Consider the following 26,016-nt stretch of genomic DNA (forward strand, 5'->3'; position numbering starts at 1 on the left):
TGGCGGCGCTGTCGGGCCTGCCCGGCACACCACCAGAGAACGCCCCGTCGGCGTTGGCCTGAGAGAAGGAAGAAGGTGGGCGGAAGATGGCCGCCACCCAGAGGATCGCCGCGTGCGCCGTGATCGCCGCGGCGTGCGCCACCTCACTCGCCGGTTGCGCGATCGGCTCCAACGGTTCCAAGGAAGGTGCCGCCGGCCCGCAGAAGCTCAAGCCGGGCCGCCAGGCCGCCCCCAAGCAGGTCTTCCGCCTGATCGGCGACGGCTCCACCGCTTACACCGGAGCCCAGCCGCACCTGCCGAGACCCGAACGTCTCAAGCCGGGCCAGAAGCCGCCGCAGTTCGTCGTCTTCTCCTGGGACGGGGCGGGCGAGGACAGCCAGAAACTGTTCTCCCACTTCCGCGAGCTGTCCAAGGCCAACCACGCGACGATGACGTACTTCCTCAGCGGCGTGTACATGCTGCCGGAGGACAAGCGGGACCTCTACCGGCCGCCGCAGCACTCGCCGGGCCGCTCCGACATCGGCTTCAACGACGAGAAGGGGATCGCCGACACCGTGAAGCAGCTGCGCCTGGCGTGGCTGGAGGGCAACGAGATCGGCACCCACTTCAACGGTCACTTCTGCGGCAAGAACGGTGGCGTCGGCGAGTGGTCGGTCGACGAGTGGAAGGACGAGATCGCCCAGGCGAAGCAGTTCGTGAAGTCCTGGAAGACGAACGCGGGGATGAAGAAGGCGGCCTCGCTGCCCTTCGACTACGACAAGGAACTCATCGGGGCGCGCACCCCCTGTCTCGAGGGCCAGCAGAACTTCATGAAGGCCGCGAGCCAGCTCGGCTTCCGCTACGACACCAGCGGGGTCGACAACCAGGTCTGGCCGAACAAGCGCTACGGCCTGTGGGACCTGTCCATGCAGCTCGTGCCGTTCCCCGGTCACCGCTATGAACAACTCACCATGGACTACAACTTCATGGTCAACCAGTCCGGCACCCGCACCCAGGGCGATCCCGCCAAGTTCGAGTACTGGGGCGACCAGATGCGTGAGGGCCTGCTCGCCGGCTTCCACCGGGCCTACGACGGCAACCGCGCGCCCCTGGTCATCGGCAACCACTTCGAGTCCTGGAACGGCGGCACCTACATGCGGGCCGTCGACGACGTCGTCGAGCAGGTGTGCAACAAGCCCGAGGTGCGCTGCGTGTCCTTCCACCAATTGGCCGACTGGCTGGACGCGCAGGACCCGCAGGTCCTGGCGAAGCTGCGCACCCTGAACGTCGGCGAGGCCCCGAAGCAGGGCTGGGCGTCCTTCCTGGAGGGCCGCCCGGCCCCGGCACCGAAGGGCGTGCCGGGGGCGCCGGCCGCCAAGCGGTAGCCCCCCGTCACACGGGGGCGACGGCGCCCTCGCCCAGCACGAACGCGGGGTCGACCTGCGCCGCCAGGTCGGCCCCCGTGCGGGCGTTGCCCCACGCGTCGGCGTTCTTCAGATGGAAGTGCACCATCTGGCGTGTGTAGCGCTCTGCGTCGCGCAGCTCGTACGTCGCGTCCGCGGCGACCCGCAGGACCCGCAGGGCGCGGCGATTGGCGTCCTCCAGGAGCTCGAACCGGGGCGGGCGGCCCTTCTCCATGGCGCGCACCCAGTCGGAGTGTCCGAAGGTCCCCAGCAGGTCGTCCCCCACCTCGGCGCGCAGGAAGTCGAGGTCGTCCTGGCCCTGCACCTTGTTGCCGACGACCTTCAGGACGACGCCGTAGTCCCGGGCGTACTCCTTGTACTGGCGGTAGACGGAGACTCCCTTCCGGGTCGGTTCGGCGACGAGGAACGTGATGTCGAAGCGGGTGAACATGCCGGAGGCGAAGGAGTCCGAGCCCGCCGTCATGTCCACCACGACGTACTCGCCGCGCCCGTCCACCAGGTGGTTCAGGCACAGCTCCACCGCTCCCGTCTTGGAGTGGTAGCAGGCGACCCCGAGATCGGCTTCGGTGAAGGAACCGGTGACCATCAAACGGACGGCGCCGCCGTCGAGTTCCACCGGCCGGGCACAGGCGTCGTAGACCGGGTTGTCCTCGCACACCCGCAGCAGCCGTGAGCCCTCGCCGGGCGGGGTGGTCTTGATCATCGTCTCGGCGGAGGCGATACGCGGGTTGGAGCCGCGCAGGTACTCCTTGATCAGCGGCAGCCGGTCGCCCATCGCGGGAAGCGCGGCGGCCTCCGCCTCGTCGAGGCCGAGCGCGGCGCCCAGGTGCTGGTTGATGTCGGCGTCGACCGAGAGGACGGGCGCGCCGGCCGCCGCGAGGTGGCGGATGAACAGGGAGGACAGCGTCGTCTTGCCGCTGCCGCCCTTCCCGACGAAAGCAATTTTCATGTTCACGAAGCGTAGTCATCCGATAACTGTAAGTGGCATGCGTACGTGAAGAAGACCACTCGTTCGTGGGGTTCGCCCCCGGAATGGCTAGTGTCGTACTCATGAGTACGACAGGCGCTACCGTCGATCCGCTCGCCGCCCTGGGTTCGCTGCCCGGTGTGCCCGAGTCAGTGGAGTCCGTGCGCAAGGCCGTGGACCGGGTCTACGGGCACCGGGTCATGCGGCGCCGCAGCAACGAGATCACCTCCGAGGCGGCCCTGCGCGGCGCCCGCGGCTCGGCGGCGCTGTCCGGCGCCGACTGGGCTCTGGAGGAGGTGCGCCGACGGACCGACTTCAGCGGTGACGACGACGCGCGCGTGATGGGCGCGGCGCTCAGGCTCACCGCCGAGGCGGGACAGCTGCTGTCCATCTGGCGGCAGTCACCCCTGCGGGTGCTCGCCCGGCTGCACATGGTGGCCGCGGCGACCAATGGCGAGCAGGTCGGACGTCCGCGGCAGGCGGGCGAGCCCGTCGACGAGCCGCTGATCGAGCTGCCGCTGCCGGGCGCGGACGAGGTCCACGGCCGGCTGGAGGGCCTTGCCGAGCTCGTCATCGCGGGCAGTTCCGCCCCGGCCCTGGTGACGGCCGCCGTCGTCCATGGCGAACTCCTCGCGCTGCGCCCCTTCGCGTCCCACAACGGCCTCGTCGGGCGCACGGCCGAGCGCATCGTGCTGGTGGGCAGCGGTCTCGACCCGAAGTCCGTCTGCCCCGCCGAGGTCGGCCACGCCGAACTGGGCCGTGCGGCCTACCTGGCGGCGCTCGACGGCTATGTCTCGGGCACCCCGGACGGCATGGCCGCCTGGATCGCGCACTGCGGCAAGGCGGTCGGACTGGGCGCCCGGGAGTCGACGGCCGTGTGCGAGGCGCTGCAGCGCGGAGCGGCTTAGAAAAAGCGCCGGGACTTCCGGAAAAGGGTTGCGGCGGTACGAAGAAATTCGTACCGCCGCTGGCATGTCCACCGGGTTACCAAGCGTCCTCGATATGTTGCCCATCAGGTCGGGAACTTTGCCCGTCCCTGGTGCGGCTGGCCCGTAATCGACGGGTCGACGTCGCGTGGGTGCTCGGTGTTCATGCTCGGTCCGTGGGGCCAAATGCGTTATTAAGGTGATCCTCTCGGATGTCCTTGGTCTCGCGGGCCGTTAACCCCTTTGTACTCCAGGACCGGAGGAAGCGAAACCCCTGCCTGCGCTTCTTTACTTTTGCTCGCAAACAGGAACAAATGGGTCACATGGCGGTCGTTCGGCGTCTGTTCGCGTACCAGACGAGGCCGGCGGTCGCGGCCGCCGCACCTATGGCGGCGGCCGCGACGAGGGCCGGACGGGGCGGCACGGAGAACGTGGGGATCCGCTGCTTCAGCCGGACCGGACGGTGGAAGTCGAGAATCGGCCACCCGCGCGCGAGGGCCTCGCGGCGCAGTGTGCGGTCCGGGTTCACGGCGTGCGGGTTGCCGACCGACTGCAGCATCGGCAGGTCGGTCGCCGAGTCGCTGTAGGCGTAGCAGCGCTCCAGGTCGTACCCCTCGGACGCGGCCAGCTCCTTCACCGCCTCCGCCTTGGTGGGGCCGTACGCGTAGTACTCCACCTCGCCCGTGTAGCAGCCGTCGTCCCCCACGATCATGCGGGTCGCGACCACGCGGTCCGCGCCGAGCAACTCGCCGATGGGCTCGACGACTTCGGCGCCCGAGGTCGACACGATGACGACATCGCGGCCGGCGGTGTGGTGCTCCTCGATGAGGGAGGCCGCCTCGTCGTAGATGATCGGGTCGATCAGGTCGTGCAGGGTCTCGGCGACGATCTCCCTGACCTGCTGGACGTTCCAGCCGCGGCACATGGCGGAGAGGTACTCCCGCATGCGCTCCATCTGGTCGTGGTCGGCGCCGCCCAGGAGGAAGACGAACTGGGCATATGCGGTGCGCAAGGCGGCGCGGCGGTTGATCAGACCGCCTTGGTAGAAGGACTTGCCGAACGTGAGCGTGCTCGACTTCGCAATGACCGTCTTGTCCAGGTCAAAGAAGGCCGCTGTGCGGGGCCACGACTGGTTTTCCACAACTCTGAGCATAGGGGGAGCCCATTCGGCGTAAGGTGGGCGTGTGGGTTTGCCTGAGAGGGCTCTCGGGTACACCATGGAAGTCACGGATCGTTCGCGACCGTGCTAACCCGGTCCGGCTCCTCCCCCCCCGAGTCGGCCGTGGAGACGACCCCCGCTCTCCCCCCCGGCGGGGGTCGTCGCATGTCCGGGTGGGTTTTTCCTTTCTTGAGGTGGTTGTACCGCCGTGTCCAGGCGGTCGCGACCGCCTCTTCCGCATGCCCATGATCCGTCACTCTGTGTAGCCGTGGGGCTCCTCTGGGGAAATCGCGGGAGTCGGTACCGGACTCACCGGTTTGGGGGATGGCGATATTCACAACCGCTGAGTTGTCCACAGTTATCGACCAAGATCCACACGATTTCCCGCATCGCTGCACCGTGATTCCAGCGTGTCCCGCTCGGACCGAGTTCATGACCGGTTCCGGTTTGTCGGGCGGCTTCGGCCGGTTTCTGTCGGCCGTTCATATGGGGACCGGTTGCCGGTCCTTCACACGTTTGGGAATCGCGGGGCCACAGGGGCCGCGCGAGAGAAGCAGCGAAAGGGGATGGAGACCGTGGCCGGAGCCGTCACTCACGAACCGCCGCCCGCAGCCTCGGGGCGGCAGGCCGGACCACTGATCGTCACGGAGGACGTCGACCTGCTGGACGACCTGCTGCGGTTGTGCGCCGCGGCCGGGGCGACACCGGAGGTCCACCACTGCGTGCCGGAACGCGCGGGCGGCTGGGAGGCCGCGCCCCTGGTGCTGGTCGGCGACGACGCGGCCCGCCGGGTGCGCGGGGCCGCCCGCCGACGAGGGGTGGTGCTCGTCGGCCGCGACCAGGACGACTCCGGTGTCTGGCGCCGGGCCGTCGAGATCGGCGCCGACCACGTGCTGATGCTGCCCGACGGCGAACAGTGGCTCGTCGACCGCATCGCCGACGTCGCCGAGGGGATCGGCAGGCCCGCCCTCACCGTGGGTGTCATCGGCGGCCGTGGCGGGGCCGGAGCCTCCACGCTCGCGTGCGCCCTCGCCGTCACCTCCGCGCGCGAGGGGCTGCGCACCCTCCTCGTGGACGCCGATCCGCTCGGCGGCGGACTCGACGTACTCCTCGGCGGCGAGACAGCGGAGGGGCTGCGCTGGCCCGCCTTCGCCGCCTCCCGCGGCCGGGTCGGCGGCGGCGCGCTGGAGGAGTCGCTGCCGCAGCTGCACTCCCTGAGGGTGCTCAGCTGGGACCGCGGCGACTGCGTGGCCGTCCCGGCGCAGGCCATACGGGCGGTGCTCGCCGCCGCCCGGCGCCGCGGCGGCGCGGTCGTCGTCGACCTCCCGCGCCGGGTCGACGACGGGGTCGCCGAGGCACTCTCCCAGCTTGACCTGGGACTCCTCGTCGTTCCGGCGGAACTGCGGGCGGTCGCCGCGGCCGGACGGGTGGCCTCCGCGGCGGGCATGATCCTGCGCGACCTGCGCGTGGCGGTCCGCGGACCGTACGCGCCCGGCCTCGACGACCGCGAAGTGGCCCGGCTGCTCGGTCTGCCCCTGGCGGGCGAGGTACCGGTCGAGGCCGGCCTGGTACGCCCCGGCGAGGGCAAGGCGCCGCCCGGCGCCGGCGGGCGCGGCCCCCTCGCCCGGTTCTGCCGACAGTTCTGGGAGCGGGCGCTCGTCGAGGCGGGTGCGACATGACCGCGGCACCGGGGCTGCTCGACGGCGTACGGCAGTGGCTGGTCGAGAGCGGGGCCGAGCCGACGCCCGCGCACGTGGCGCAGGCACTGCGGGAGCAGGGGCGGGTCCTCGGGGACGCCGAGGTCCTCGGGGCGGCCGAGCGACTGCGCTCCGAACTGGTCGGCAGCGGACCGCTGGAGCCGCTGCTCGCCGATCCGTCGGTGACCGACGTGCTGGTGTCGGCCCCCGACCGGGTCTGGGTGGATCGGGGCGGCGGACTGGAACTGACGTCGGTCTCCTTCGCCGACCCCGCGGCCGTACGACGGCTGGCGCAGCGACTGGCCGCGGTGGCCGGGCGGCGCCTCGACGACGCCCGGCCGTGGGTCGACGCCCGCCTGCCCGACGGGACCCGGTTGCACGCGGTGCTGCCACCGGTGGCCGTCGGCTGCACCTGTCTGTCGCTGCGGGTGGTACGGCCGCGCGCGTTCACGCTGGACGAACTGGTCGCGGCGGGCACGGTGCCGCCGGGCGGGGAGCGGGTGCTGCGGGCCCTGGTCGAGGCACGGCTGTCCTTCCTCGTCAGCGGGGGCACCGGAAGCGGCAAGACGACACTGCTGAGCGCGCTGCTCGGCCTCGTCGGGACCGGTGAGCGGATCGTGCTCGCCGAGGACTCGGCGGAGCTCAGACCGGACCATCCGCACGTCGTACGGCTGGAGACCAGACCCGCCAACCAGGAGGGCGCGGGACTGGTCGCCCTCGAGGACCTGGTGCGGCAGGCACTGCGGATGCGCCCGGACCGGCTCGTCGTGGGGGAGGTGCGCGGCCCTGAAGTGGTGCATCTGCTGGCCGCGTTGAACACCGGGCACGAGGGCGGCTGCGGCACCGTCCACGCGAACGCCGCCGGCGACGTCCCCGCCCGGCTGGAGGCCCTCGGTACGGCGGCCGGACTCGACCGGGCCGCGCTGCACAGCCAGTTGGCGGCCGCGCTGTCGGTGGTCCTGCACCTCGTACGGGACCGGACCGGCCGGCGGCGCATCGCCGAGGTGCACGTCCTGGAACGGGACGGGTCGGGTCTGGTGCGGACGGTGCCGGCGCTGCGATGGGGCGCTGAGGAGTTCGTGCGCGAGCGGGGCTGGGTGCGGCTGCGGGAACTGCTCGGCGGCCGTGAGGGCGGTCGAACGGGTGAGGGCGAGGACGGGAGCGGGAGGACGTGGTGACGGGTGAGGGCGAGGACGGCAGCGGGAGGACGTGCTGATGGGAGCGGGTGTGTTTGCGATGGGGGCGGCCGTGTTGTGCCTCGGGGTGATGGCCCTGTTGCTGGGCCGATGGCACTCCGGGGCGCGGCGGGCGCAGCTGTTGTTCGCCGGTGGTGGGGTGGTGGGCACGGGACCGCCGTCGTGGCGGGCGATGACCGGCCGACTGCGGCGTGTCCGCGGGCGGCTGGGGGCCGAGTGGTGGGCGCTGGCCGTTGGGCTGGTGCTGGCCGTGGTGGGCGCGTCGGTGGTACCGGTCGTCGCGGGGGCGGCCGGGGTGCCGTTGCTGCGACGGGTGCGGCTGGCGGGCCGGGACCGACGGGCACGCGAGGGCCGCGGGAACGCGGTGATCGGGCTGTGCGGGGCGCTCGCCGGGGAAGTGCGGGCCGGACGGCAGCCGGGAGAAGCACTGCCGCACGCCGCCCGTGACTCCGGCGGCCTCGGGGACGCGCAGGCGACGGTGCTGGCGGCGGCGCGGTTCGGCGGTGACGTACCGGGAGCGCTGGCGGTCGCAGCACGGCAACCGGGGGCCGAGGGACTGCTGGGGCTCGCCGCGTGCTGGCGGGTCGCCGTGGACCAGGGAGCCGGCCTCGCCGCCGGACTCGACCGGCTCGAAGCGGCCTTGCGAGCGGAACGGGACCAACGTGCCGACTTGCGCGCCCAGTTGGCGGGCGCCCGGTCCACGGCACTGATGCTCGCGGGACTGCCGGTCCTGGGGCTCGCCCTGGGCTCCGTACTGGGGGCCGATCCCCTGCGCGTACTTCTGCACACCGGGGCCGGCCTGGGCTGTCTCCTGGTCGGAGGCGTGCTGGAGGGCCTGGGGATGTGGTGGGCGATGCGGATCGTGCGGGGAGCCGAGGCGGCGTGAAGACGGGGAGCGGGACCGGAACGAGGAGGCGGAAGCGATGAGTTCGGAAGTTTTCCACAGGCTGTTGGTGATCGTGGGGATCGTGCCGGTCATCGTGTGGGCGCTGCGGTGGCTGGAGTCGGTGCGGCGGGAGCGGAGAGTGCTGCGGAGGCTGGCCGGGCTGGTGCCCGCCGTGGAGGTGGCGACTGCCGGGCCCCGGTTCGACGTGCGGGAGGCCGTTCGGGGATGGGGGCCTCTGGCGGGGGCGGTGTGCGCCGGGTGGGTGCTGGTGGGCGGGGCCGCCGGCGTCGTGGTGGGGATGGCTGTGGCGGCCGGGCTGTGGTGGTGGCGCCGTAGGCAGGCGGGGACCGCCACCAGCGAGGACTTCGACCCCGTCGAGGCGGCACGACAACTGCCTCTCGCCGCGGACCTGTTGGCCGCCTGCATCGCGGCCGGCGCCGGTCCGGTGGTCGCGGCGCAGGCCGTGGGCGAGGCCCTGGGCGGTCCCGTCGGGGATGCGCTGGCGCGCGGCGCGGCGGAGGTACGGCTCGGTGGGGAACCGTCCGACGCCTGGCTGAGGCTCGCGGCGCTGCCGGGCGCGGGTGCCCTGGCCCGGTTGCTGGAACGGGCCGATGTGTCCGGGCTGCCGGCGGCCGGACCGGTGGCCCGCCTGGCCGGGGAGGTCCGTGCGGAACGGGCGCGTGCCGCGACGGGCCGGGCCCGGCGGGCGGCCGTGATGGTGACCGCGCCGGTGGGCCTGTGTTTCCTGCCCGCGTTCATCGCGATCGGCGTACTGCCCGTGGTGATCGGGCTCGCGGGTGGGGTGCTGGGAGGAGGTGGTGCCGGGTGAAGCGGGTGGAGTGAGGACGAGGCGGTGGCGACGAAGCGGTCGCTGACCGGCAGGTCGCTGATCAACGGAACGGATCCTTACGGGGGTTGAGATGTGCAAGGTGGTTCGGGCGCGGCTGCGCGCCCTGGTGTGCAGGGCACGGGCGGCGCGGAGGGACGCGGGGATGGTCACTTCCGAGTACGCGATGGGCATCGTGGCGGCGGTGGCGTTCGCGGCGGTGCTCTACAAGGTGGTGACGAGCGGGGCCGTCAGCGCGGAGCTGCAGGGCATCGTGAAGCGGGCGCTCGATGCGCGGATGTAGGCGGAGGGCCGACGGGGGGTTTGTGACGGCGGAGTCGGCCGTCGTGCTGCCCGTACTGGTGATGTTCGCGATGGCACTGGTCTGGGGGCTGCTGGTGGTCGCCGCGCAGATCCAGTGCGTGGACGCGGCGCGGACCGGGGCGCGTGCCGCGGCCCGCCAGGATCCGGCCGACGCGGTCCTACGGGTGGCCCGGGAGGCGGCGCCGCGCGGTGCGCGGGTCACGGTGGGCCGGGAGGGAGACCAGGTGAGGGTCGTCGTCGTGGCGAAGCCGCCGGCCCTGCGGGGGCTGCCCTTCGAGGTACGGGAGGAGGCCGTGGCGGTGGCCGAGGAGACGGTGGGGGACGGGCGATGAGACTGAGGACGGCGTGGCGTTCCGACCGCGGCTCGGCCACCGTCTGGAGCCTCGGGGCCATCGCCGCGCTGTGCGTGGTGTTCGGTGTCGTACTGGCTCTGGGGCAGGCCGTCGTGGTCCGGCACCGGGCGGCCGGCGGGGCGGACCTGGCGGCGCTCGCGGCGGCGGACCGGTGGGCGGACGGCACCGCGGCGGCCTGTGCCCGGGCCGACCGGGTGGCCCGGGCGGAGGGCGCGCGGCTTGTGCGGTGCGTGGTCGTGGGCCAGATCTCGGACGTGACGGCGGCCTCGGGAAGAGGGCCGTTCGCGGCGGAGGTCAGGGCGCGGGCGGGACCCGCGGAACCGGTGCCGACGGCGCCTCTCCTCGCGCCTCCGGCTTCTCCTCCCGGTCTCCGGGCTTCTCTTCCCGCGCCTTCGGCCTCTCCCCGTCCTGGACCGCCGGCTCCCTCTCTCGATCTCCCGGCTTCTCCTCCGGCGCCCCCCGCAGCAGCACCGTGAGGAGCCGGACCGCGCCCCGTTTGTGCAGGGGGTCGTTGCCGTTGCCGCACTTGGGGGACTGGATGCAGGACGGGCAGCCGGCCTCGCACTCGCAGGAGGCGATTGCCTCGCGGGTGGCGGTGAGCCAGGCGCGGGCGGTGTGGAAGGCGCGCTCGGCGAAGCCCGCGCCGCCGGGATGGCCGTCGTAGACGAAGACCGTGGGCAGCAGGGTGTCCGGGTGCAGCGGGATCGAGACCCCGCCGATGTCCCAGCGGTCGCAGGTCGCGAACAGGGGCAGCATGCCGATCGACGCGTGCTCGGCGGCGTGCAGGGCTCCGCCGAGGATCTCGGGGTTGACGCGGGCCTCGTCGAGCTGGTCCTCGGTGACCGTCCACCACACGGCGCGGGTGCGCAGCGTACGGGGAGGGAGGTCGAGTTTGGTCTCGCCGAGCACTTCGCCGGTGATGACGCGGCGGCGCAGGAAGGAGACGACCTGGTTGGTGACCTCGACGGAGCCGTAGCACAGGCGGCCCTCGCCCCAGGGGATCTCGGTGTCCGTCTCCAGGACGGAGATGGACGTCGTGTCCCGGGCGACCGTCGAGTACGGGGGGTTCGCCTCGGTGACGAGCGCCACCGAGTCCTCCAGGTTCAGGGAGCGGACCAGGTACGTGCGGCCCTGGTGGAGGTGGACCGCGCCCTCGTGGACGCTCGAGTGGGCGGCGCCCTCGTCGACCGTGCCGAGCAGGCGGCCCGTTCCGGCCTCGACGACCTGCACCGGCCGGCCGCCCCCGCCGCGGATGTCGGTGAGGTCGGCGGCCCGCTCCCGGCGGGTCCAGTGCCAGGCCTTGGTACGGCGGCGCAGGAGCTTCGCGGCCTCCAGCTGGGGCAGCAGGCCCTCGGCCTCGGGGCCGAAGAGGTCCATGTCCTCGTCGGTGAGGGGGATCTCCGCGGCGGCCGCGCACAGGTGCGGGGCGAGGACGTAGGGGTTGTCGGGGTCGAGAACCGTGGACTCCACGGGCCGGTTGAAGAGGGCCTCGGGGTGGTGGACGAGGAAGGTGTCCAGGGGGTCGTCGCGGGCGACCAGGACGGCCAGCGCCCCCTGCCCGGCGCGCCCGGCGCGGCCCGCCTGCTGCCACAGGGAAGCGCGGGTGCCCGGATAGCCGGCGATCACGACGGCGTCCAGGCCCGAGACGTCGATGCCGAGTTCCAGGGCCGTCGTCGCGGCCAGGCCCAGCAGCTCGCCCGAGTGCAGGGCCTGCTCCAGGGCGCGGCGCTCCTCCGGGAGGTAGCCGCCCCGGTATGCCGCCACGCGTCTGGCCAGTGACCGGTCGACCTCGGCGAGGCGTTCCTGGGCGATGACGGAGATCAGTTCGGCGCCGCGCCGGGAGCGGATGAAGGCGACCGAGCGGACGCCCTGCACGGCCAGGTCCGTCAGCAGGTCGGCCGTCTCGGCGGTGGCGGTACGGCGGACCGGGGCGCCCTTCTCGCCCTGCAGCTCGGTGAGCGGGGGCTCCCACAGGGCGAACACCAGTTCACCGCGGGGTGAGGCGTCGTCGGCCACCTCGACGACCGGCAGGCCGGTCAGGCGGCGGGCGGCGACGGCGGGCTCGGCGGCGGTCGCGGAGGCCAGGAGGAAGACGGGGGAGGAGCCGTAGCGGGCGCACAGGCGGCGCAGGCGCCGAAGGACCTGGGCGACGTGGGAGCCGAAGACGCCCCGGTAGGTGTGGCACTCGTCGATGACGACGTACCTCAGCGACTTCAGGAAGGAGGACCAGCGCGGGTGGGACGGGAGTATGCCGCGGTGCAGCATGTCCGGGTTGGTCAGGACGTAGTTGGCGTACTGGCGCACCCACTCGCGTTCCTCGAACGGGGTGTCGCCGTCGTAGAGCGCGGGACGTACGGCATTTCCCAGCGGTTGTGAAAGTTCCTTCACGGATCGGCACTGATCGGCCGCAAGAGCTTTCGTGGGGGCCAGGTAGAGGGCGGTGGTGCCGCGGCCGTTCGGGGCCTCGGAGCCGTCCAGGAGCGTGGACAGGACGGGCGCGAGGTACGCCAGGGACTTGCCGGACGCCGTACCGGTGGCGACGACCACCGAGTCGCCGTCCAGGGCGTGCTCGGCGGCGAGTGCCTGGTGGGCCCAGGGGTGCTCGATGCCACAGGCCTGGACGGCGGCGATCACCTCCGAACGAATCCGGTCAGGCCAGACGGCATGGCGACCCTCGCGCGGGGGCAAGTGCTCCGTATGAGTGATGCGCGAAGCCCGGCTCGGCCCGGAGGCGAGCCGGTCCAGGACCGTGCCCGGCGCGGGCCGGGAGACGGTGTCCGTCGGGGATCTATCGGATCGGTGATTCTTGGCCATCGGCACCGAGTGTGTCACTGGCGTGACGGACAATGGGACCAAGGCGTCGTGCACGCCTGCCGGTAAGTGATTGAATGCCATCGCGGCTGGCGAACCGTCCGGGGGCTGAAGCCGAACGTCCCGAGGGGCGACCGCTCGATAGCAAGGTGCTGGAGGATCCGTGGACCTGTCCCTGTCGACCCGTACCGTCGGCGATCGTACGGTCGTCGAGGTCGGTGGCGAAATCGACGTATATACCGCGCCCAAGCTGCGCGAGCAGCTGGTCGAGCTGGTGAACGACGGGAGTTTCCACCTCGTCGTTGACATGGAGGGCGTCGACTTCCTCGACTCCACCGGGCTCGGCGTGCTGGTCGGCGGCCTGAAGCGGGTACGAGCCCATGAGGGCTCGCTGCGCCTGGTCTGCAACCAGGAGCGCATTCTGAAGATCTTCCGGATCACCGGCCTCACCAAGGTGTTCCCGATCCACACCTCGGTCGAGGAAGCAGTGGCGGCGACCGACTGACCACCGCCCCATGGGGCGGGAAGTGACCGCTCCCAGGCGGACCGAGATCCATCAGGGGGTCCGGGCTTTCGGCGGCCCGGCCCCCCGACCGCACGCCCGTAGTTCCGAGGGGGATGCATGGCCACCGTTGAACTCCGTTTCAGCGCGCTGCCCGAGCACGTCAGGACCGCCCGACTGGTGGCGGCAGCGGTGGCGCGCAGGGCCGGAGTGGACGAGGCCGTCCTCGACGAGGTCAGGCTCGCCGTCGGCGAGGCCTGCAGCCGAGCCGTCGGACTGCACCAGAGCGCCGGCATCACCTCGCCGGTGCAGGTGAAGCTGGTCGAGGAGGAGAAGCAGTTCTCCATCGAGGTCGGCGACGAGGCGCCGCGGGCGACCCCGGGAGACCGGGCGTCCGGCGGCGTGGGCGACGACGTGGAGACCGAGGAGGACGAGATGGGCCTCGCGGTCATCAGCGGCCTCGTCGACGACGTCGAGGTGAGCGCCGGGGAGCACGGCGGGTCGATCCGGATGACCTGGCCGACCACACCACCGGTCGCTGTGCTCCCCTGAGTCCCGTCCCACCGTTTCTGTACCGAAGGGCCCTACGGCGTAGGGCCCTTCGGCATGTCGGCGACCGGTGATCGTGCCTACAGTGGTCAGGCAAGATGTATTTCGTGAATTCCTTCACGATCAATCAGGAGATAATTCGATCAAGTAAATGGCGGCGTCAATGCCTTTGGGGCGTTACCACTTTCGGGTTCCATGGCGTGATGTCGATCATTTGCTGAAGAGCATGTGAAGGCTAATTCCGTTTCCCGTGCTCTGTTTTGATCAGGTGCGGGTACCTAGAATCCGTCCACATCTTGAGCTCAGCCCAAGCGTCAAGGAGGACGAATGGCGGGGCTTTCTACCCCTCATCAGCTTGACCACCCCACAACCTTCGCAGCCGCAGTCCTGACCCACGACAACCGGATCATCGTGATGGTCATCGGGGTCGTCGCGCTGGCCGCGCTGGTGGTCGCGGGCATCCTGGTACGCCAGGTGCTGGCCGCGGGCGAGGGCACCGACAGCATGAAGAAGATCGCGGAAGCGGTCCAGGAAGGCGCCAACGCCTACCTGGGGCGCCAGCTGCGCACGCTCGGCGTATTCGCCGTGGTCGTGTTCTTCCTGCTCATGCTGCTGCCCGCGGACGACTGGAATCAGCGCGCGGGCCGATCGGTGTTCTTCTTGATCGGCGCCGCGTTCTCGGCGGCCACCGGCTATATCGGCATGTGGCTGGCGGTACGCAGCAATGTGCGCGTGGCCGCGGCGGCCCGGGAGGCGACCCCGGCGGAAGGTGAGCCCGAAAAGGACCTCACCGCCGTCTCGCACAAAGCCATGAAGATCGCTTTCCGCACGGGCGGCGTCGTCGGCATGTTCACAGTGGGGCTCGGTCTGCTGGGCGCCTCCTGTGTGGTGCTGGTGTACGCGGCCGACGCGCCCAAAGTGCTCGAGGGCTTCGGCCTCGGTGCGGCGCTGATCGCCATGTTCATGCGTGTCGGCGGCGGCATCTTCACCAAGGCCGCCGACGTCGGCGCCGACCTGGTCGGAAAGGTCGAGAAGGGCATTCCGGAGGACGACCCGCGCAATGCCGCGACCATCGCCGACAACGTGGGCGACAACGTCGGCGACTGCGCGGGCATGGCGGCCGACCTGTTCGAGTCGTACGCCGTGACCCTGGTCGCCGCGCTGATCCTCGGCAAGGCGGCCTTCGGCGACTCCGGACTGGCCTTCCCGCTGATCGTGCCCGCGATCGGCGTGATCACCGCCATGATCGGCATCTTCGCCGTGGCCCCGCGCCGCGCGGACCGCAGCGGGATGTCGGCCATCAACCGCGGCTTCTTCATCTCCGCGGTGATCTCGCTCGTGCTCGTGGCGGCGGCCGTCTACATCTACCTCCCGTCCAAGTACTCCGACCTCAAGGGCGTCACCGATGCCGCCATCAAGGTCAAGGACGGCGATCCGCGGATCCTCGCGCTCGTCGCGGTGGCGATCGGCATCCTGCTGGCAGCCGTCATCCAGCAGCTGACCGGCTACTTCACCGAGACCACCCGCCGCCCGGTCCGGGACATCGGCAAGACCTCGCTGACCGGCCCGGCCACCGTCGTCCTCGCCGGCATCTCGGTGGGTCTGGAGTCGGCGGTCTACACCGCCCTGCTGATCGCCCTGAGCGTCTACGGCGCCTTCCTGCTCGGCGGTACGTCGATCATGCTCGCGCTGTTCGCGGTGGCGCTGGCCGGCACCGGGCTGCTCACCACGGTCGGCGTGATCGTCGCCATGGACACCTTCGGACCGGTCTCCGACAACGCGCAGGGCATCGCCGAGATGTCCGGCGACGTCGAGGGCGCCGGCGCCCAGGTGCTCACCAACCTGGACGCCGTCGGCAACACGACCAAGGCCATCACCAAGGGCATCGCCATCGCCACCGCCGTCCTGGCGGCGTCGGCGCTCTTCGGGTCGTACCGGGACGCGATCACCACGAACGTCGCGGACGTGGGCGAGAAGCTGACCGGCAAGGGAGCCCCGCTGACCCTGTCGATGGACATCTCGCAGCCGAACAACCTGGTCGGCCTCATCGCCGGCGCCGCGGTCGTCTTCCTCTTCTCGGGGCTGGCGATCAACGCGGTGTCGCGTTCGGCCGGCGCGGTGGTCTTCGAGGTGCGGCGGCAGTTCCGCGAGCACCCCGGGATCATGGACTACACCGAGAAGCCCGAGTACGGACGCGTCGTCGACATCTGCACCAAGGACGCCCTCAGGGAGCTGGCCACGCCAGGTCTGCTCGCCGTGATGGCGCCCATCTTCATCGGGTTCACGCTCGGCGTCGGCGCGCTCGGCTCGTACCTCGCCGGCGCGATCGGCGCGGGCACGCTGATGGCGGTGTTCCTCGCCAACTCCGGTGGCGCCTGGGACAACGCCAAGAAGCTCGTCGAGGACGGCCACTACGGCGGCAAGGGCAGTGAGGCCCACGCCGCCACCGTGATCGGCGACACGGTCGGCGACCCCTTCAAGGACACCGCGGGTCCCGCGATCAACCCGCTGCTGAAGGTGATGAACCTGGTGTCGCTGCTCATCGCGCCCGCGGTGATCAAGTTCTCCTACGGCAGTGACAAGAGCCTCGGGGTCCGGATCGGGATCGCGGTCCTGGCGTTCGTCGTCATCGTCGGGGCGGTCTACGTCTCCAAGCGGCGCGGGATCGCCATGGGCGACGAGGAGGGCAAGTCCGAGCAGGTGGCCAAGCCCACCGACCCGGCGGTGGTTTCGTAGACGGTCTTACGAGGCCCGGTTCCAAGGGGCGGGCGGGAGGCGCGTGTTGACGCGTCGCCCGCCCGTCTTCGCATGTGTGCGCCCCGTGTGCCCGGCTGTGCCCGTCGTATGTGTGCAGCCTCACGGTGAGCCTTCTCTCGCCTGGTGCAAATGGCCCTAAAGGGCACTTAAGCGGGCGTCCGGAATGGGGGTGTCGTCGGTACGGCGTGTATGTTCCGGGGCCGAGAGCCATGGAAGGGACCAATCCGGTGAACAAGAAGCTCGCTGCCGCACTGTCCGGCGGTGCGGTACTGGTAGTGGCGCTGTCGGGTTGCAGCAGCAGCGACAAGGGCAACGACAAGCTGGATGCCTGGGCCAAGCAGGTCTGCGACGCCGTACAGCCGCAGGCCAAGAAGATCGAGGCCGCCAACGCCGCGATCCAGAAGGAGACCTCGGACAACAGCACGCCGGAAGAGGTGCGCAAGACCGACGCGCAGGCCTTCCAGGACATGTCCGACGCGTACACGGCGATCGGTGCCGCCGTGCGGAAGGCCGGGGCGCCCGACGTCGACAACGGTGCGAAGAAGCAGCAGGACGCGGTCAAGGAGCTCAACGGCATCGGCACGTCCTACGCCACGCTGAAGACGCAGGTCGACAAGCTCGACACCAAGGACCAGGCGAAGTTCGCCGACGGACTCAAGGACATCGCGACCTCGCTGGACAAGCTGAGCCAGAGCGGGAACGACGCGCTGAAGACCCTGGAGGAGGGCGAGGTCGGCAAGGCGATGGCGAAGCAGACCAGCTGCAAGTCGGCGTCGGCCACGGCCTCGTCGACGGCGAGCTGACGCGGAGCGCGGGGTTGGCGTCCGCCACGGCCTTGTCGACGGTGGGCTGAGGAGAAACGGGGGGGCGGCAGCCATCACGGCCCGGTCGGCGGTGGGCCGGCTAGGCGCTGCGGGGGCGTTGTCCCTCACGGCCCCCTCGCCGTGGGCTGACGCGGAGCTGCGGGCGGCCGCTCGTCCCGGCCACAATGGGGGCGTGAGTACCTCCAGCCTCCCCGCCCTGCCCGCCTCCGACCGCCTCGACGTGGCCGCCCGGCTGCGGGACGCCCTGCTCGCGCAGTCCTTCACCGCCGACGGGCTGCTCGACCTGCTCGGCGCCCCCGCGTACGCGGCGCTGGCCCGCAGCGAGATCGTCCCCGCGCTCCGCGCGACCCGCGGGGACACACCGCTGGAACTGCTCGTCCGGCTGTTCCTGCTGCAGCAGCCGGTGCCGCACGCGCGCGTGGCGGGCGTTCTGCCGCTGGACGCCTGCCTGGAGAGCGGGTGGCTGGTGCCGGCCGGGGCCGACGAGGTCGCCGCGACCGTGGACGTACGGCCGTACGGCGGGTCCGACGGTGAGGACTGGTTCATCGTGTCCGACCTGGGCTGCGCGGTCGGCGGGGCCGGTGGGATCGGCCACCGGGACGAGGGCGTCGTCCTCGGCGTCGGCGGCGCCTCGACCACTCTCGCCGGCATCACTGTCCGTACGCCCGTGGCGTCGGCCCTCGACCTGGGCACCGGCTCCGGCATCCAGGCGTTGCACGCCGCCCAGCACGCCACGCGCGTGACGGCGACCGACCTCAACCCGCGCGCCCTGCACATCACCGCGCTCACGCTGGCCCTGTCCGGCGCGCCGGCGGCCGACCTGCGCGAGGGCTCGCTCTTCGAACCGGTCCGGGACGACGAGACCTTCGACCTGATCGTCTCCAACCCGCCCTTCGTCATCTCGCCCGGCGCCCGGCTGACGTACCGCGACGGTGGAATGGGCGGGGACGATCTGTGCCGCTCGCTCGTTCAGCAGTCGGGGGAACGGCTGCGGGAGGGCGGTTTCGCGCAGTTCCTCGCCAACTGGCAGCACGTGGAAGGGGAGGACTGGCAGGACAGGCTCAGGTCGTGGGTGCCGCGCGGGTGCGACGCCTGGATCGTGCAGCGCGAGGTCCAGGACGTCACGCAGTACGCCGAGTTGTGGCTCAGGGACGCCGGTGACCACCGCGGGGACCCGGTCGAGTACCAGGCGCGGTACGACACCTGGCTGGACGAGTTCGAGGCGCGCAAGGTGAAGGCCGTCGGCTTCGGCTGGATCACCCTGCGCCGGACGACCGCCGCCGAGCCGTCGATCACCGTGGAGGAGTGGCCGCACTCGGTCGAGCAGCCCCTCGGCGACGCGGTCCGCGCGCACTTCGAACGGGTGGACTACCTGCGCGCGCACGACGACGCGGCCCTGCTGGAGGGGCACTTCAGGCTCGTCGCCGAGGTCGTCCAGGAACAGGTCGGGCTGCCCGGCGCCGAGGACCCGGAGCACGTGGTGCTGCGCCAGCACCGCGGCATGCGCCGGGCCACGAAGGTCGACACGGTCGGCGCGGGCTTCGCCGGCGTGTGCGACGGCTCGCTGAGCGCGGGCCGCATCCTGGACGCCATCGCGCAACTGGTCGGCGAGGACCCGGTGTTGCTGCGCGACCGGACGCCGGCCCAGATCAGGCTGCTGGTGGAGCAGGGGTTCCTGGAGCCGGCCTGAGCGACGCGCCGCGCGTCCATGGCGGCATTCCCCACTGGCATATGAAAACAGGCCAAGATTTTCCTATGGACCGACGCATCGGCGGATTCCCCTTCCGCCGGGTGCGTCGACCGGTTCGCGCACCGGGCGGGAAAGACGGGAAAGATCCGTTCGGAAGCCGTGAGAAAACGCCCGCTCACCAGGTCATGGGCGTTGGAGACCCCTGCCGAATTGAGCGGGGAGAAGGGCCGCTGGCCACGCCGGCAGAGATCATTGCGCCGAATTCGGGACGGCCCGCGCGCCGGGAGCCGCGGTGCCGGGACCGACGGCCGCGGAGGCGTGCGCGTCCGGGCCGGTCCGGGTCGGCGCGACGGCGGGCGGTGATCCCCAGGCGTGTCGGCTCCGCGTTCACCTCGGGTTCGCCCGGCCGTCTCCCGCGCGTGCCAGTCTCCCCGGACGGGGCACGCGCGGACTGGTGGAAAAGGGGCACGGGGAGCCATGGAGAGCGGACCGGCGATCTTCGCTGGAGTGGTGTTCGCGCTGTTCGGCGGAGCGCTGCTGGTGTGGACCGTAGCCCGGGTGCGGCACGGCGAGCCCGTCGCGCACGGTGTGAACCCGGTCGCATCGGCGGCTCTCGCGAGCCTGGCGTCGGTGATCGCGCTGACCCTCGCGGCCCGGTGCCTCACCCGAGTCTGAAAGCGGCCCCGGAGCTGCGGACGAGGTAATCGGGAGGTGATCCTCCGGTTCGCCTCGAAAAGACGGCTGAGCACTCCGGGCGGCAGGAATGGCGCGACTCGGGTTACCGTTCGAGTGGCCGTTGCGGGCTTTTCCCGTTTGACACGGGGGCGGGATGTACCGTCACACTCCGCAGCGTCACCATGACACGGCCCCGGGAAGAACGCCTGGGGAGGCCCCAGCATCGACCGGAGAGAAGAGCGAAGTTGTCCCCGACCAGCGAGACCGCACACGGCGGCCGCCGACTCGTCATCGTCGAGTCGCCTGCCAAGGCGAAGACGATCAAGGGCTACCTCGGCCCCGGCTACACCGTCGAGGCGAGCGTCGGGCACATCCGCGACCTTCCCAACGGCGCCGCGGAGGTGCCGGAGAAGTACACCGGCGAGGTCCGCCGCCTCGGTGTGGACGTCGACCATGACTTCCAGCCCATCTATGTGGTCAACGCCGACAAGAGGGCGCAGGTCAAGAAGCTCAAGGACCTGCTGAAGGACTCCGACGAGCTCTTCCTCGCCACCGATGAGGACCGCGAGGGCGAGGCCATCGCCTGGCACCTGCTGGAGGTGCTCAAGCCCAAGGTCCCGGTCAAGCGGATGGTCTTCCACGAGATCACCAAGGACGCGATCCGCGCGGCCGTCGCCAACCCCCGCGATCTCAACCAGCGCATGGTCGACGCCCAGGAGACCCGCCGCATCCTCGACCGTCTCTACGGCTACGAGGTCTCGCCGGTCCTGTGGAAGAAGGTCATGCCGCGGCTGTCGGCCGGCCGCGTCCAGTCCGTGGCCACCCGTCTCGTCGTGGAGCGGGAACGCGAGCGCATCGCTTTTCGTTCTGCCGAGTACTGGGACCTGACGGGCACCTTCGCGACCGGCCGCGCGGGTGATCCTTCGGACCCGTCGTCGCTGGTCGCCCGCCTGCAGACCGTCGACGGCAGGCGGGTCGCGCAGGGCCGCGACTTCGACTCCCTGGGACAACTCAAGAGCGAGCAGGTCCTCCACCTCGACGAGGCGAACGCCCGCGCCCTGGCCGCCGCCCTGGAGCAGACGCGGTTCGCGGTCCGCTCCGTCGAGTCGAAGCCGTACCGCCGCTCGCCGTACGCCCCGTTCCGTACGACGACGCTGCAGCAGGAGGCGAGCCGCAAGCTCGGCTTCGGCGCCAAGGCGACCATGCAGGTGGCCCAGAAGCTGTACGAGAACGGCTTCATCACCTACATGCGTACAGACTCCACGACCCTCAGCGACACCGCCGTGGCCGCCGCCCGCGCCCAGGTGACGCAGCTCTACGGCGCCGACTACCTGCCGTCGGCCCCGCGGACATACGTCGGCAAGGTCAAGAACGCCCAGGAGGCGCACGAGGCGATCCGCCCCTCGGGTGATCGTTTCCGCACCCCGGCCGAGACCGGCCTGACCGGCGACCAGTTCAAGCTGTACGAGCTGATCTGGAAGCGCACGGTCGCCTCCCAGATGAAGGACGCCACCGGCAACTCCGTCACCGTGAAGATCGGTGGCACCGCCGCCGACGGCCGGGACGTCGAGTTCACCGCCTCCGGCAAGACGATCACTTTCCACGGCTTCCTGAAGGCCTACGTCGAGGGCGCCGACGACCCGAACGCCGAGCTGGACGACCGCGAGCGCCGGCTGCCCCAGGTCAGCGAGGGCGACCCGCTGTCCGCCGAGGAGATCACGGTCGACGGGCACGCCACCAAGCCTCCGGCCCGCTACACCGAGGCCAGCCTCGTCAAGGAGCTCGAAGAGCGCGAGATCGGCCGCCCGTCGACGTACGCGTCGATCATCGGCACGATCCTCGACCGCGGCTACGTCTTCAAGAAGGGCACGGCGCTCGTCCCGTCCTTCCTGTCCTTCGCCGTGGTCAACCTCCTGGAGAAGCACTTCGGGCGGCTCGTCGACTACGACTTCACCGCCAGGATGGAGGACGACCTCGACCGCATCGCGCGCGGCGAGGCGCAGGCCGTGCCGTGGCTGAAGCGGTTCTACTTCGGCGAGGCCAACGGCATCGGCGGCGCGGCCGAGGCCGGCAACGGCGACGGGGACCACCTCGGCGGCCTCAAGGAACTGGTGACCGACCTGGGCGCGATCGACGCGCGCGAGGTGTCGTCGTTCCCGGTGGGCAACGGCATTGTGCTGCGGGTCGGCCGCTACGGCCCGTACATCGAGCGCGGCGAGAAGGACTCCGAGGGCCACCAGCGGGCGGACGTGCCCGAGGACCTCGCCCCGGACGAGCTGTCCGTCGAACTCGCGGAGGAGCTGCTGGCCAAGCCCAGCGGCGACTTCGAGCTCGGCGCCGACCCCGCGACGGGCCACCAGATCATCGCCCGGGACGGCCGCTACGGCCCGTACGTCACCGAGGTGCTCCCCGAGGGCACCCCGAAGACCGGCAAGAACGCCGTCAAGCCGCGTACGGCCTCGTTGTTCAAGTCGATGTCGCTGGACACGGTGACCCTCGCGGACGCCCTCAAGCTGATGTCGCTGCCGCGCGTCGTCGGCACCGACGCCGAGGGCCAGGAGATCACCGCGCAGAACGGCCGCTACGGCCCGTACCTGAAGAAGGGCACGGACTCGCGCTCGCTGCAGACCGAGGAGCAGCTCTTCACGATCACCCTCGAAGAGGCGCTGCAGATCTACTCGCAGCCCAAGCAGCGCGGACGCGCGGCCGCCAAGCCGCCGCTGAAGGAGCTGGGCACCGACCCGGTCAGCGAGAAGCCGGTCGTGGTCAAGGACGGCCGTTTCGGACCGTACGTGACCGACGGGGAGACCAACGCGACCCTGCGCTCCGGCGACAGCGTCGAGACGATCACCCCGGAGCGCGGCTTCGAACTCCTCGCCGAGAAGCGGGCGAAGGCGCCCGCCAAGAAGACGGCGAAGAAGGCTCCCGCCAAGAAGGCCCCGGCCAAGAAGGCGACGGCCGCCAAGAAGACCGCCGCGAAGAAGACCACGACGGCGGCGAAGAAGACGGCCGCCAAGAAGACGACGGCGGCTTCGAAGACGCCGTCGGACGACTGAACGGCGACCGACTCACGGGGGCATTCCCCACGGAGACTTCGCAAAACGAACGCCCCGATATCGCTTTGGTGTCGGGGCGTGCGCACGTTCGGGCGCGCCCGGTGGGTTGTCGGTCGGTCCCGATAGGCTGAAAGCATGACGCGAGCCGAGCAGCCAACGGCCCCTAATCCGGCCCCCGACGACGCCCTTGTCGCGGACTCCCGCGAGCGCGCCGTCCGCGCCCTGCTGCGCCGTCCGCAGCTGAGGCGGTTGTGGAGCGCACAGCTCGTGGGGTCGATCGGCGACACCCTAGCCCTCCTCGTGCTGGTGCTCCTGGCCCTCCAAGCGGCCATCAGTGAAGGCTCGTTCGGCGGCAGCTACCGGGGCGTGGCGTTCGCAGTGGCGACCGTCTTCGCGGTACGCATCCTCGCGACGCTGCTCTTCGGCGCCGTCCTCCTCGGCCCGCTCACCTCGCTCACCTCCCACGACGGCCCGCTGGACCGCCGTTGGACGATGGTCGGCGCCGACGCCGTGCGGGTCCTCGCGCTCATCGTCGCCCCGCTGTGGATCGACTGGACGCCCGACGACGCGCTGGCGATCGTGCTGGTGACCGCCTTCGTGACCGGCGTGGCCGAGCGCTTCTGGACGGTCTGCCGTGAGAGCGCGGCGCCCGCGCTGCTGCCGGCCCCGCCGCCGGAGGGCGCGACGGTACGACCCCTGCCGGACCACATGGACGCCCTGCGCCGCCTGTCGCTGCGCACGACCTTCGTGGCGATCCCGCTCGCCGCCGCCGCGCTTGTCGTCGCGGGGCTGCTCAACAACCTGCTGGGCGCCGGCCTCGACTGGTTCGCCCAGCACCAGGCCGCCCTCGCCTCGTACGTGGCGGCGGGGCTCTTCGCCGCCTCCCTGTCCGTCGTGACCTTCCTCGAACTGCCCGACACGCGCACCCCGCGCGCGCGTTCGCCGCTCGAGGGACTGCGCCGGCCCAAGACGGCCACGGGCGTCGACAAGGGCCGCACGGGAGCCATCCCGCTGCTGGTGCTCTCCGGCGCCGCCGTCGCGGGCGCGATCGCCGCCGCCGTCGCGGTGTGCGTGCTGCACGCCAAGGACCTGCACGGCGGCCCGGTGACCTACGGCCTCCTCGTCCTCGGACTGACCGGCGGCGTCGTCGTCGGCATCCGTACGGCGCCGAAGATCCTGGTGTCGCTCTCGCGTCGCCGCCTGCTCGCGCTGACCATCGCCTTCACCGGCATCGCGCTGCTGGCCGCCGGGCTCGTCCCGGACGTCACCACCGTCCTGCTGATCGTCACGCTCGCCGGCATGGGCGCGGGCGTCGCCGCCAACACCGGGCACACCCTCCTCGACCAGGAGGCCGAGGACCACCGGCGCGCGCGCACCACCGAGCACCTGCACGCCGTCGTCCGGGTCACCGTGGCCCTCGGCGCCGTGATCGCGCCGGTCGTGGCCGCCGGGATCGGCCCGCACCGGCTGGAGAACGGCAAGTTCGTCTTCGCCCACGGCGGCGCCGCCTTCACCCTCATGCTGGTCGGCGCGCTGCTGCTGCCGGTGGCCGCGCTGGTGCTGGCCAAGGTCGACGACCGCTCCGGCGTGCCGCTGCGGCACGACCTGCGCGACGCCCTGCTGGGCGGCGACGACCCGGAGACCGCGCCCGCCGCCGGCGGCTTCTTCATCGCCCTGGAGGGCGGCGACGGCGCCGGCAAGTCCACGCAGGCCGAAGCGCTCGCCGAGTGGATCCGGGCCAAGGGCCACGAGGTCGTGGTGACCCGTGAGCCGGGCGCGACCCCGGTCGGCAAGCGGCTGCGGTCGATCCTGCTGGACGTCTCCAGCGCCGGCCTGTCCCACCGGGCCGAGGCCCTGCTGTACGCGGCGGACCGCGCGGAGCACGTGGACACGGTGGTGCGGCCCGCCCTGGAACGGGGCGCCGTCGTGATCTCCGACCGGTACATCGACTCGTCGGTTGCCTATCAGGGCGCGGGCCGCGACCTGTCCCCGACGGAGATCGCACGCATCAACCGGTGGGCGACGAACGGCCTCGTACCCCACCTCACCGTCCTGCTGGACATCTCCCCGGAGAGCGCCCGCGAACGGTTCACGGAGGCGCCGGACCGGCTGGAGTCGGAGCCGGCCGAGTTCCACGCACGCGTGCGCTCCGGATTCCTCACGCTCGCCGCGGCCGACCCCGGGCGGTACCTGGTGGTGGACGCCGGCCAGGAGCCCGAGGCCGTCACCACCGTCGTACGCCACCGGCTCGACCAGCTGCTGCCGCTGTCCGAGCAGGAGATCCGGGAGCAGGAGGAGGCGCGGAGGAAGGCCGAGGAGGAAGCCCGCCGCAAGGCCGAGGAGGAGGCCGCCCGCAAGGCCGAGGAGGAGCGGCTGGAGCGCGAGCGCCAGGAGCAGCTCGCCAAGCTGCGTGCCGAGGAGGAGGAGCGCAAGCGGCGCGAGCTGGAGGAGGCGCAGCGGCGCGAGGCCGAACGGCAGGCCGAGGAGGCCCGGCGCCGTGCCGAGGAGGCCGCCCGGCGCGCCGAGGAGGAGCGTCAGCGGCTGCTCGCCGAGGAGAAGGCGCGCGCCGAGGAGGAGGCCCGCCGCAAGGCCGAGGAGGAGCGCCGGCGCAGGCAGGCCGAGGAGGAGGCCCGGCTGCAGGCCGAGGCGGACGCGCGGCGGCTGGAGAAGCAGCGCAAGGCCGAGGAGGCCCTGCTGCGCGCCGAGGAGGCCCGCCGGCTCGCCGAGCAGGCCGCGGCCGCCGCGGAGGCCGGTCCCAAGCAGCCGGCCGCGCCCGCGGTGCCGCCGGAGGCGCCGACCAGGCCGACGCCGGTGGTGACGCCGACGAACGCCTCGGGCGGACCTGTCGAGGACACGGCGGTGCTGCGGCCGGTGCGGGACGAGGAGCCGCGGGGAGCACGCCGTGGGGGCGAGTCCGACTCCGAGGTGACGGCCCAGCTCCCGCAGCCGCCGGTTCCTTCGGGCGCGGCGGACGAGACCGCCGTGCTGCCGCCGGTGGTGCCGGGTGCCGCGGACGAGACGGCTGTGCTGCCGCCCGTTCCTTCGGGCGCCGCCGATGAGACGGCCGTGCTGCCGCCGGTTGCCCCGGGTGCGGCCGACGAGACGGCCGTGCTGCCTCCCGTGCGCGGTGAGGACCCGTCGGACCGGGTGCCGCCGGGGTACTTCCGGGACGAGCCGGCGGGGCCTGCCCGGCCGGACGGGACCGAGGACCGTACCCGCGAGATGCCCCAGGTCGACGCCGAGGGTGCGCCGCGGCGCAGGGCCCGCTCCGACTGGGCCGAGGAGACCCCGCTGGACGACCTGCCCTCGCTGGCGGACGAACTGCTCGGACCGCACCAGGACGGCCACGACGACGACGCGGGCCGGGGCCGGCGTCGCGGGCGGGGGCGCTGAGGCACCCAGAGAGCCGAGGCAC

At 71.7% G+C, this 26,016-nt stretch carries 19 protein-coding genes and 1 pseudogene; 17 read left to right on the plus strand and 3 right to left on the minus strand.

The features are described 5' to 3' along the window. The first annotated feature begins 86 nt into the window (after positions 1-86). Positions 87-1,364: a hypothetical protein gene (locus FBY22_RS42490; RefSeq protein ID WP_142154109.1), complete on the plus strand. Its 1,278-nt coding sequence runs from the start codon at positions 87-89 to the stop codon at positions 1,362-1,364. Between the two features lie 7 nt (positions 1,365-1,371). Here the strand turns inward: FBY22_RS42490 and FBY22_RS42495 are convergent, their stop codons facing one another. Next, a complete protein-coding gene (locus FBY22_RS42495; protein ID WP_142154110.1) occupies positions 1,372-2,352 on the minus strand; it encodes an ATP-binding protein in 981 nt (326 codons plus the stop codon). A gap of 101 nt (positions 2,353-2,453) precedes the next feature. On the opposite strand from FBY22_RS42495, the gene FBY22_RS42500 reads away from it, so the two are divergent. Beyond that, on the plus strand, positions 2,454-3,278 hold the full coding sequence (locus FBY22_RS42500; protein WP_142154112.1) for a Fic family protein: 825 nt from the start codon (positions 2,454-2,456) through the stop codon (positions 3,276-3,278). Positions 3,279-3,615: 337 nt separating this feature from the next. Here the strand turns inward: FBY22_RS42500 and FBY22_RS42505 are convergent, their stop codons facing one another. After that, positions 3,616-4,449, minus strand: coding sequence for an HAD family phosphatase (locus FBY22_RS42505; protein ID WP_142154114.1), 834 nt, complete (start codon positions 4,447-4,449; stop codon positions 3,616-3,618). 572 nt (positions 4,450-5,021) lie between these two features. Between FBY22_RS42505 and ssd the strand changes: the two genes are divergently transcribed. From ssd to FBY22_RS42540, 7 genes and pseudogenes are all read left to right on the plus strand, one after another. Further along, positions 5,022-6,134: a septum site-determining protein Ssd gene (gene ssd / locus FBY22_RS42510; RefSeq protein ID WP_142154116.1), complete on the plus strand. Its 1,113-nt coding sequence runs from the start codon at positions 5,022-5,024 to the stop codon at positions 6,132-6,134. Beyond that, positions 6,131-7,330: a TadA family conjugal transfer-associated ATPase gene (locus tag FBY22_RS42515; protein ID WP_142154123.1), complete on the plus strand. Its 1,200-nt coding sequence runs from the start codon at positions 6,131-6,133 to the stop codon at positions 7,328-7,330. Before ssd ends, FBY22_RS42515 begins: the two co-directional genes overlap by 4 nt. Positions 7,331-7,367: 37 nt before the next feature. Further along, positions 7,368-8,234 carry a type II secretion system F family protein gene (locus FBY22_RS42520; protein ID WP_142154124.1) on the plus strand — a complete coding sequence of 289 codons (867 nt, stop codon included), beginning with the start codon at positions 7,368-7,370 and terminating at the stop codon, positions 8,232-8,234. Between the two features lie 37 nt (positions 8,235-8,271). Further along, positions 8,272-9,063 (plus strand): type II secretion system F family protein, encoded by a 792-nt coding sequence (locus tag FBY22_RS42525; protein WP_142154125.1) that lies wholly within the window; start codon positions 8,272-8,274, stop codon positions 9,061-9,063. Positions 9,064-9,154: 91 nt separating this feature from the next. Further along, positions 9,155-9,364 (plus strand): DUF4244 domain-containing protein, encoded by a 210-nt coding sequence (locus tag FBY22_RS42530; protein WP_142154126.1) that lies wholly within the window; start codon positions 9,155-9,157, stop codon positions 9,362-9,364. Then, a complete protein-coding gene (locus FBY22_RS42535) occupies positions 9,351-9,716 on the plus strand; it encodes a TadE family type IV pilus minor pilin (protein ID WP_174267435.1) in 366 nt (121 codons plus the stop codon). Before FBY22_RS42530 ends, FBY22_RS42535 begins: the two co-directional genes overlap by 14 nt. Next, positions 9,713-9,991, plus strand: a pseudogene (locus tag FBY22_RS42540) (Rv3654c family TadE-like protein); the annotation flags it as partial. The gene FBY22_RS42535 and the pseudogene FBY22_RS42540, both read left to right, overlap by 4 nt. Positions 9,992-10,031: 40 nt before the next feature. On the opposite strand, the gene FBY22_RS42545 reads toward FBY22_RS42540, so the two are convergent. Then, positions 10,032-12,632 carry a DEAD/DEAH box helicase gene (locus FBY22_RS42545; protein ID WP_260845395.1) on the minus strand — a complete coding sequence of 867 codons (2,601 nt, stop codon included), beginning with the start codon at positions 12,630-12,632 and terminating at the stop codon, positions 10,032-10,034. Positions 12,633-12,711: 79 nt separating this feature from the next. On the opposite strand from FBY22_RS42545, the gene bldG reads away from it, so the two are divergent. The 8 genes from bldG (at position 12,712) to tmk (ending at position 25,994) form a co-directional block, all read left to right on the plus strand. Then, complete coding sequence (gene bldG, locus FBY22_RS42550; RefSeq protein WP_003975386.1) at positions 12,712-13,053, plus strand: anti-sigma factor antagonist BldG; 342 nt, start codon at positions 12,712-12,714, stop codon at positions 13,051-13,053. 117 nt (positions 13,054-13,170) lie between these two features. Continuing rightward, on the plus strand, positions 13,171-13,602 hold the full coding sequence (locus FBY22_RS42555) for an ATP-binding protein (protein ID WP_142154128.1): 432 nt from the start codon (positions 13,171-13,173) through the stop codon (positions 13,600-13,602). A 324-nt stretch (positions 13,603-13,926) separates the two neighbouring features. Beyond that, positions 13,927-16,335 carry a sodium-translocating pyrophosphatase gene (locus tag FBY22_RS42560; RefSeq protein ID WP_142154129.1) on the plus strand — a complete coding sequence of 803 codons (2,409 nt, stop codon included), beginning with the start codon at positions 13,927-13,929 and terminating at the stop codon, positions 16,333-16,335. 230 nt (positions 16,336-16,565) lie between these two features. After that, positions 16,566-17,159 carry a small secreted protein gene (locus FBY22_RS42565; RefSeq protein WP_142154132.1) on the plus strand — a complete coding sequence of 198 codons (594 nt, stop codon included), beginning with the start codon at positions 16,566-16,568 and terminating at the stop codon, positions 17,157-17,159. Between the two features lie 193 nt (positions 17,160-17,352). Then, positions 17,353-18,870 (plus strand): class I SAM-dependent methyltransferase, encoded by a 1,518-nt coding sequence (locus tag FBY22_RS42570; protein ID WP_142154134.1) that lies wholly within the window; start codon positions 17,353-17,355, stop codon positions 18,868-18,870. A 477-nt stretch (positions 18,871-19,347) separates the two neighbouring features. Further along, the gene (locus FBY22_RS42575; RefSeq protein WP_142154137.1) at positions 19,348-19,545 is read left to right on the plus strand and encodes a hypothetical protein; all 198 of its coding nucleotides are present in this window, start codon (positions 19,348-19,350) and stop codon (positions 19,543-19,545) included. Positions 19,546-19,790: 245 nt separating this feature from the next. Further along, positions 19,791-22,601 (plus strand): type I DNA topoisomerase, encoded by a 2,811-nt coding sequence (gene topA, locus FBY22_RS42580; protein WP_142154139.1) that lies wholly within the window; start codon positions 19,791-19,793, stop codon positions 22,599-22,601. 135 nt (positions 22,602-22,736) lie between these two features. Next, the gene (gene tmk, locus FBY22_RS42585) at positions 22,737-25,994 is read left to right on the plus strand and encodes a dTMP kinase (RefSeq protein WP_142154141.1); all 3,258 of its coding nucleotides are present in this window, start codon (positions 22,737-22,739) and stop codon (positions 25,992-25,994) included. Positions 25,995-26,016 lie beyond the last annotated feature (22 nt).

It is taken from the genome of Streptomyces sp. SLBN-31 (assembly GCF_006715395.1).
Classification (GTDB): Bacteria; Actinomycetota; Actinomycetes; order Streptomycetales; family Streptomycetaceae; genus Streptomyces.

Excerpts from the sequence above, each read along its gene's own strand:
- FBY22_RS42565 (WP_142154132.1), top strand. The coding sequence starts at position 16,566 with ATGGAAGGGACCAATCCGGTGAACAAGAAGCTCGCTGCCGCACTGTCC.
- FBY22_RS42545 (WP_260845395.1), bottom strand. The coding sequence starts at position 12,632 with ATGGCATTCAATCACTTACCGGCAGGCGTGCACGACGCCTTGGTCCCA.
- tmk (WP_142154141.1), top strand. The coding sequence starts at position 22,737 with ATGACGCGAGCCGAGCAGCCAACGGCCCCTAATCCGGCCCCCGACGAC.
- FBY22_RS42500 (WP_142154112.1), top strand. The coding sequence starts at position 2,454 with ATGAGTACGACAGGCGCTACCGTCGATCCGCTCGCCGCCCTGGGTTCG.
- FBY22_RS42530 (WP_142154126.1), top strand. The coding sequence starts at position 9,155 with ATGTGCAAGGTGGTTCGGGCGCGGCTGCGCGCCCTGGTGTGCAGGGCA.
- FBY22_RS42555 (WP_142154128.1), top strand. The coding sequence starts at position 13,171 with ATGGCCACCGTTGAACTCCGTTTCAGCGCGCTGCCCGAGCACGTCAGG.
- FBY22_RS42495 (WP_142154110.1), bottom strand. The coding sequence starts at position 2,352 with ATGAAAATTGCTTTCGTCGGGAAGGGCGGCAGCGGCAAGACGACGCTG.
- FBY22_RS42515 (WP_142154123.1), top strand. The coding sequence starts at position 6,131 with ATGACCGCGGCACCGGGGCTGCTCGACGGCGTACGGCAGTGGCTGGTC.
- FBY22_RS42575 (WP_142154137.1), top strand. The coding sequence starts at position 19,348 with ATGGAGAGCGGACCGGCGATCTTCGCTGGAGTGGTGTTCGCGCTGTTC.
- ssd (WP_142154116.1), top strand. The coding sequence starts at position 5,022 with ATGGAGACCGTGGCCGGAGCCGTCACTCACGAACCGCCGCCCGCAGCC.
- FBY22_RS42560 (WP_142154129.1), top strand. The coding sequence starts at position 13,927 with ATGGCGGGGCTTTCTACCCCTCATCAGCTTGACCACCCCACAACCTTC.
- FBY22_RS42535 (WP_174267435.1), top strand. The coding sequence starts at position 9,351 with ATGCGCGGATGTAGGCGGAGGGCCGACGGGGGGTTTGTGACGGCGGAG.
- FBY22_RS42525 (WP_142154125.1), top strand. The coding sequence starts at position 8,272 with ATGAGTTCGGAAGTTTTCCACAGGCTGTTGGTGATCGTGGGGATCGTG.
- FBY22_RS42505 (WP_142154114.1), bottom strand. The coding sequence starts at position 4,449 with ATGCTCAGAGTTGTGGAAAACCAGTCGTGGCCCCGCACAGCGGCCTTC.
- FBY22_RS42490 (WP_142154109.1), top strand. The coding sequence starts at position 87 with ATGGCCGCCACCCAGAGGATCGCCGCGTGCGCCGTGATCGCCGCGGCG.
- FBY22_RS42520 (WP_142154124.1), top strand. The coding sequence starts at position 7,368 with ATGGGAGCGGGTGTGTTTGCGATGGGGGCGGCCGTGTTGTGCCTCGGG.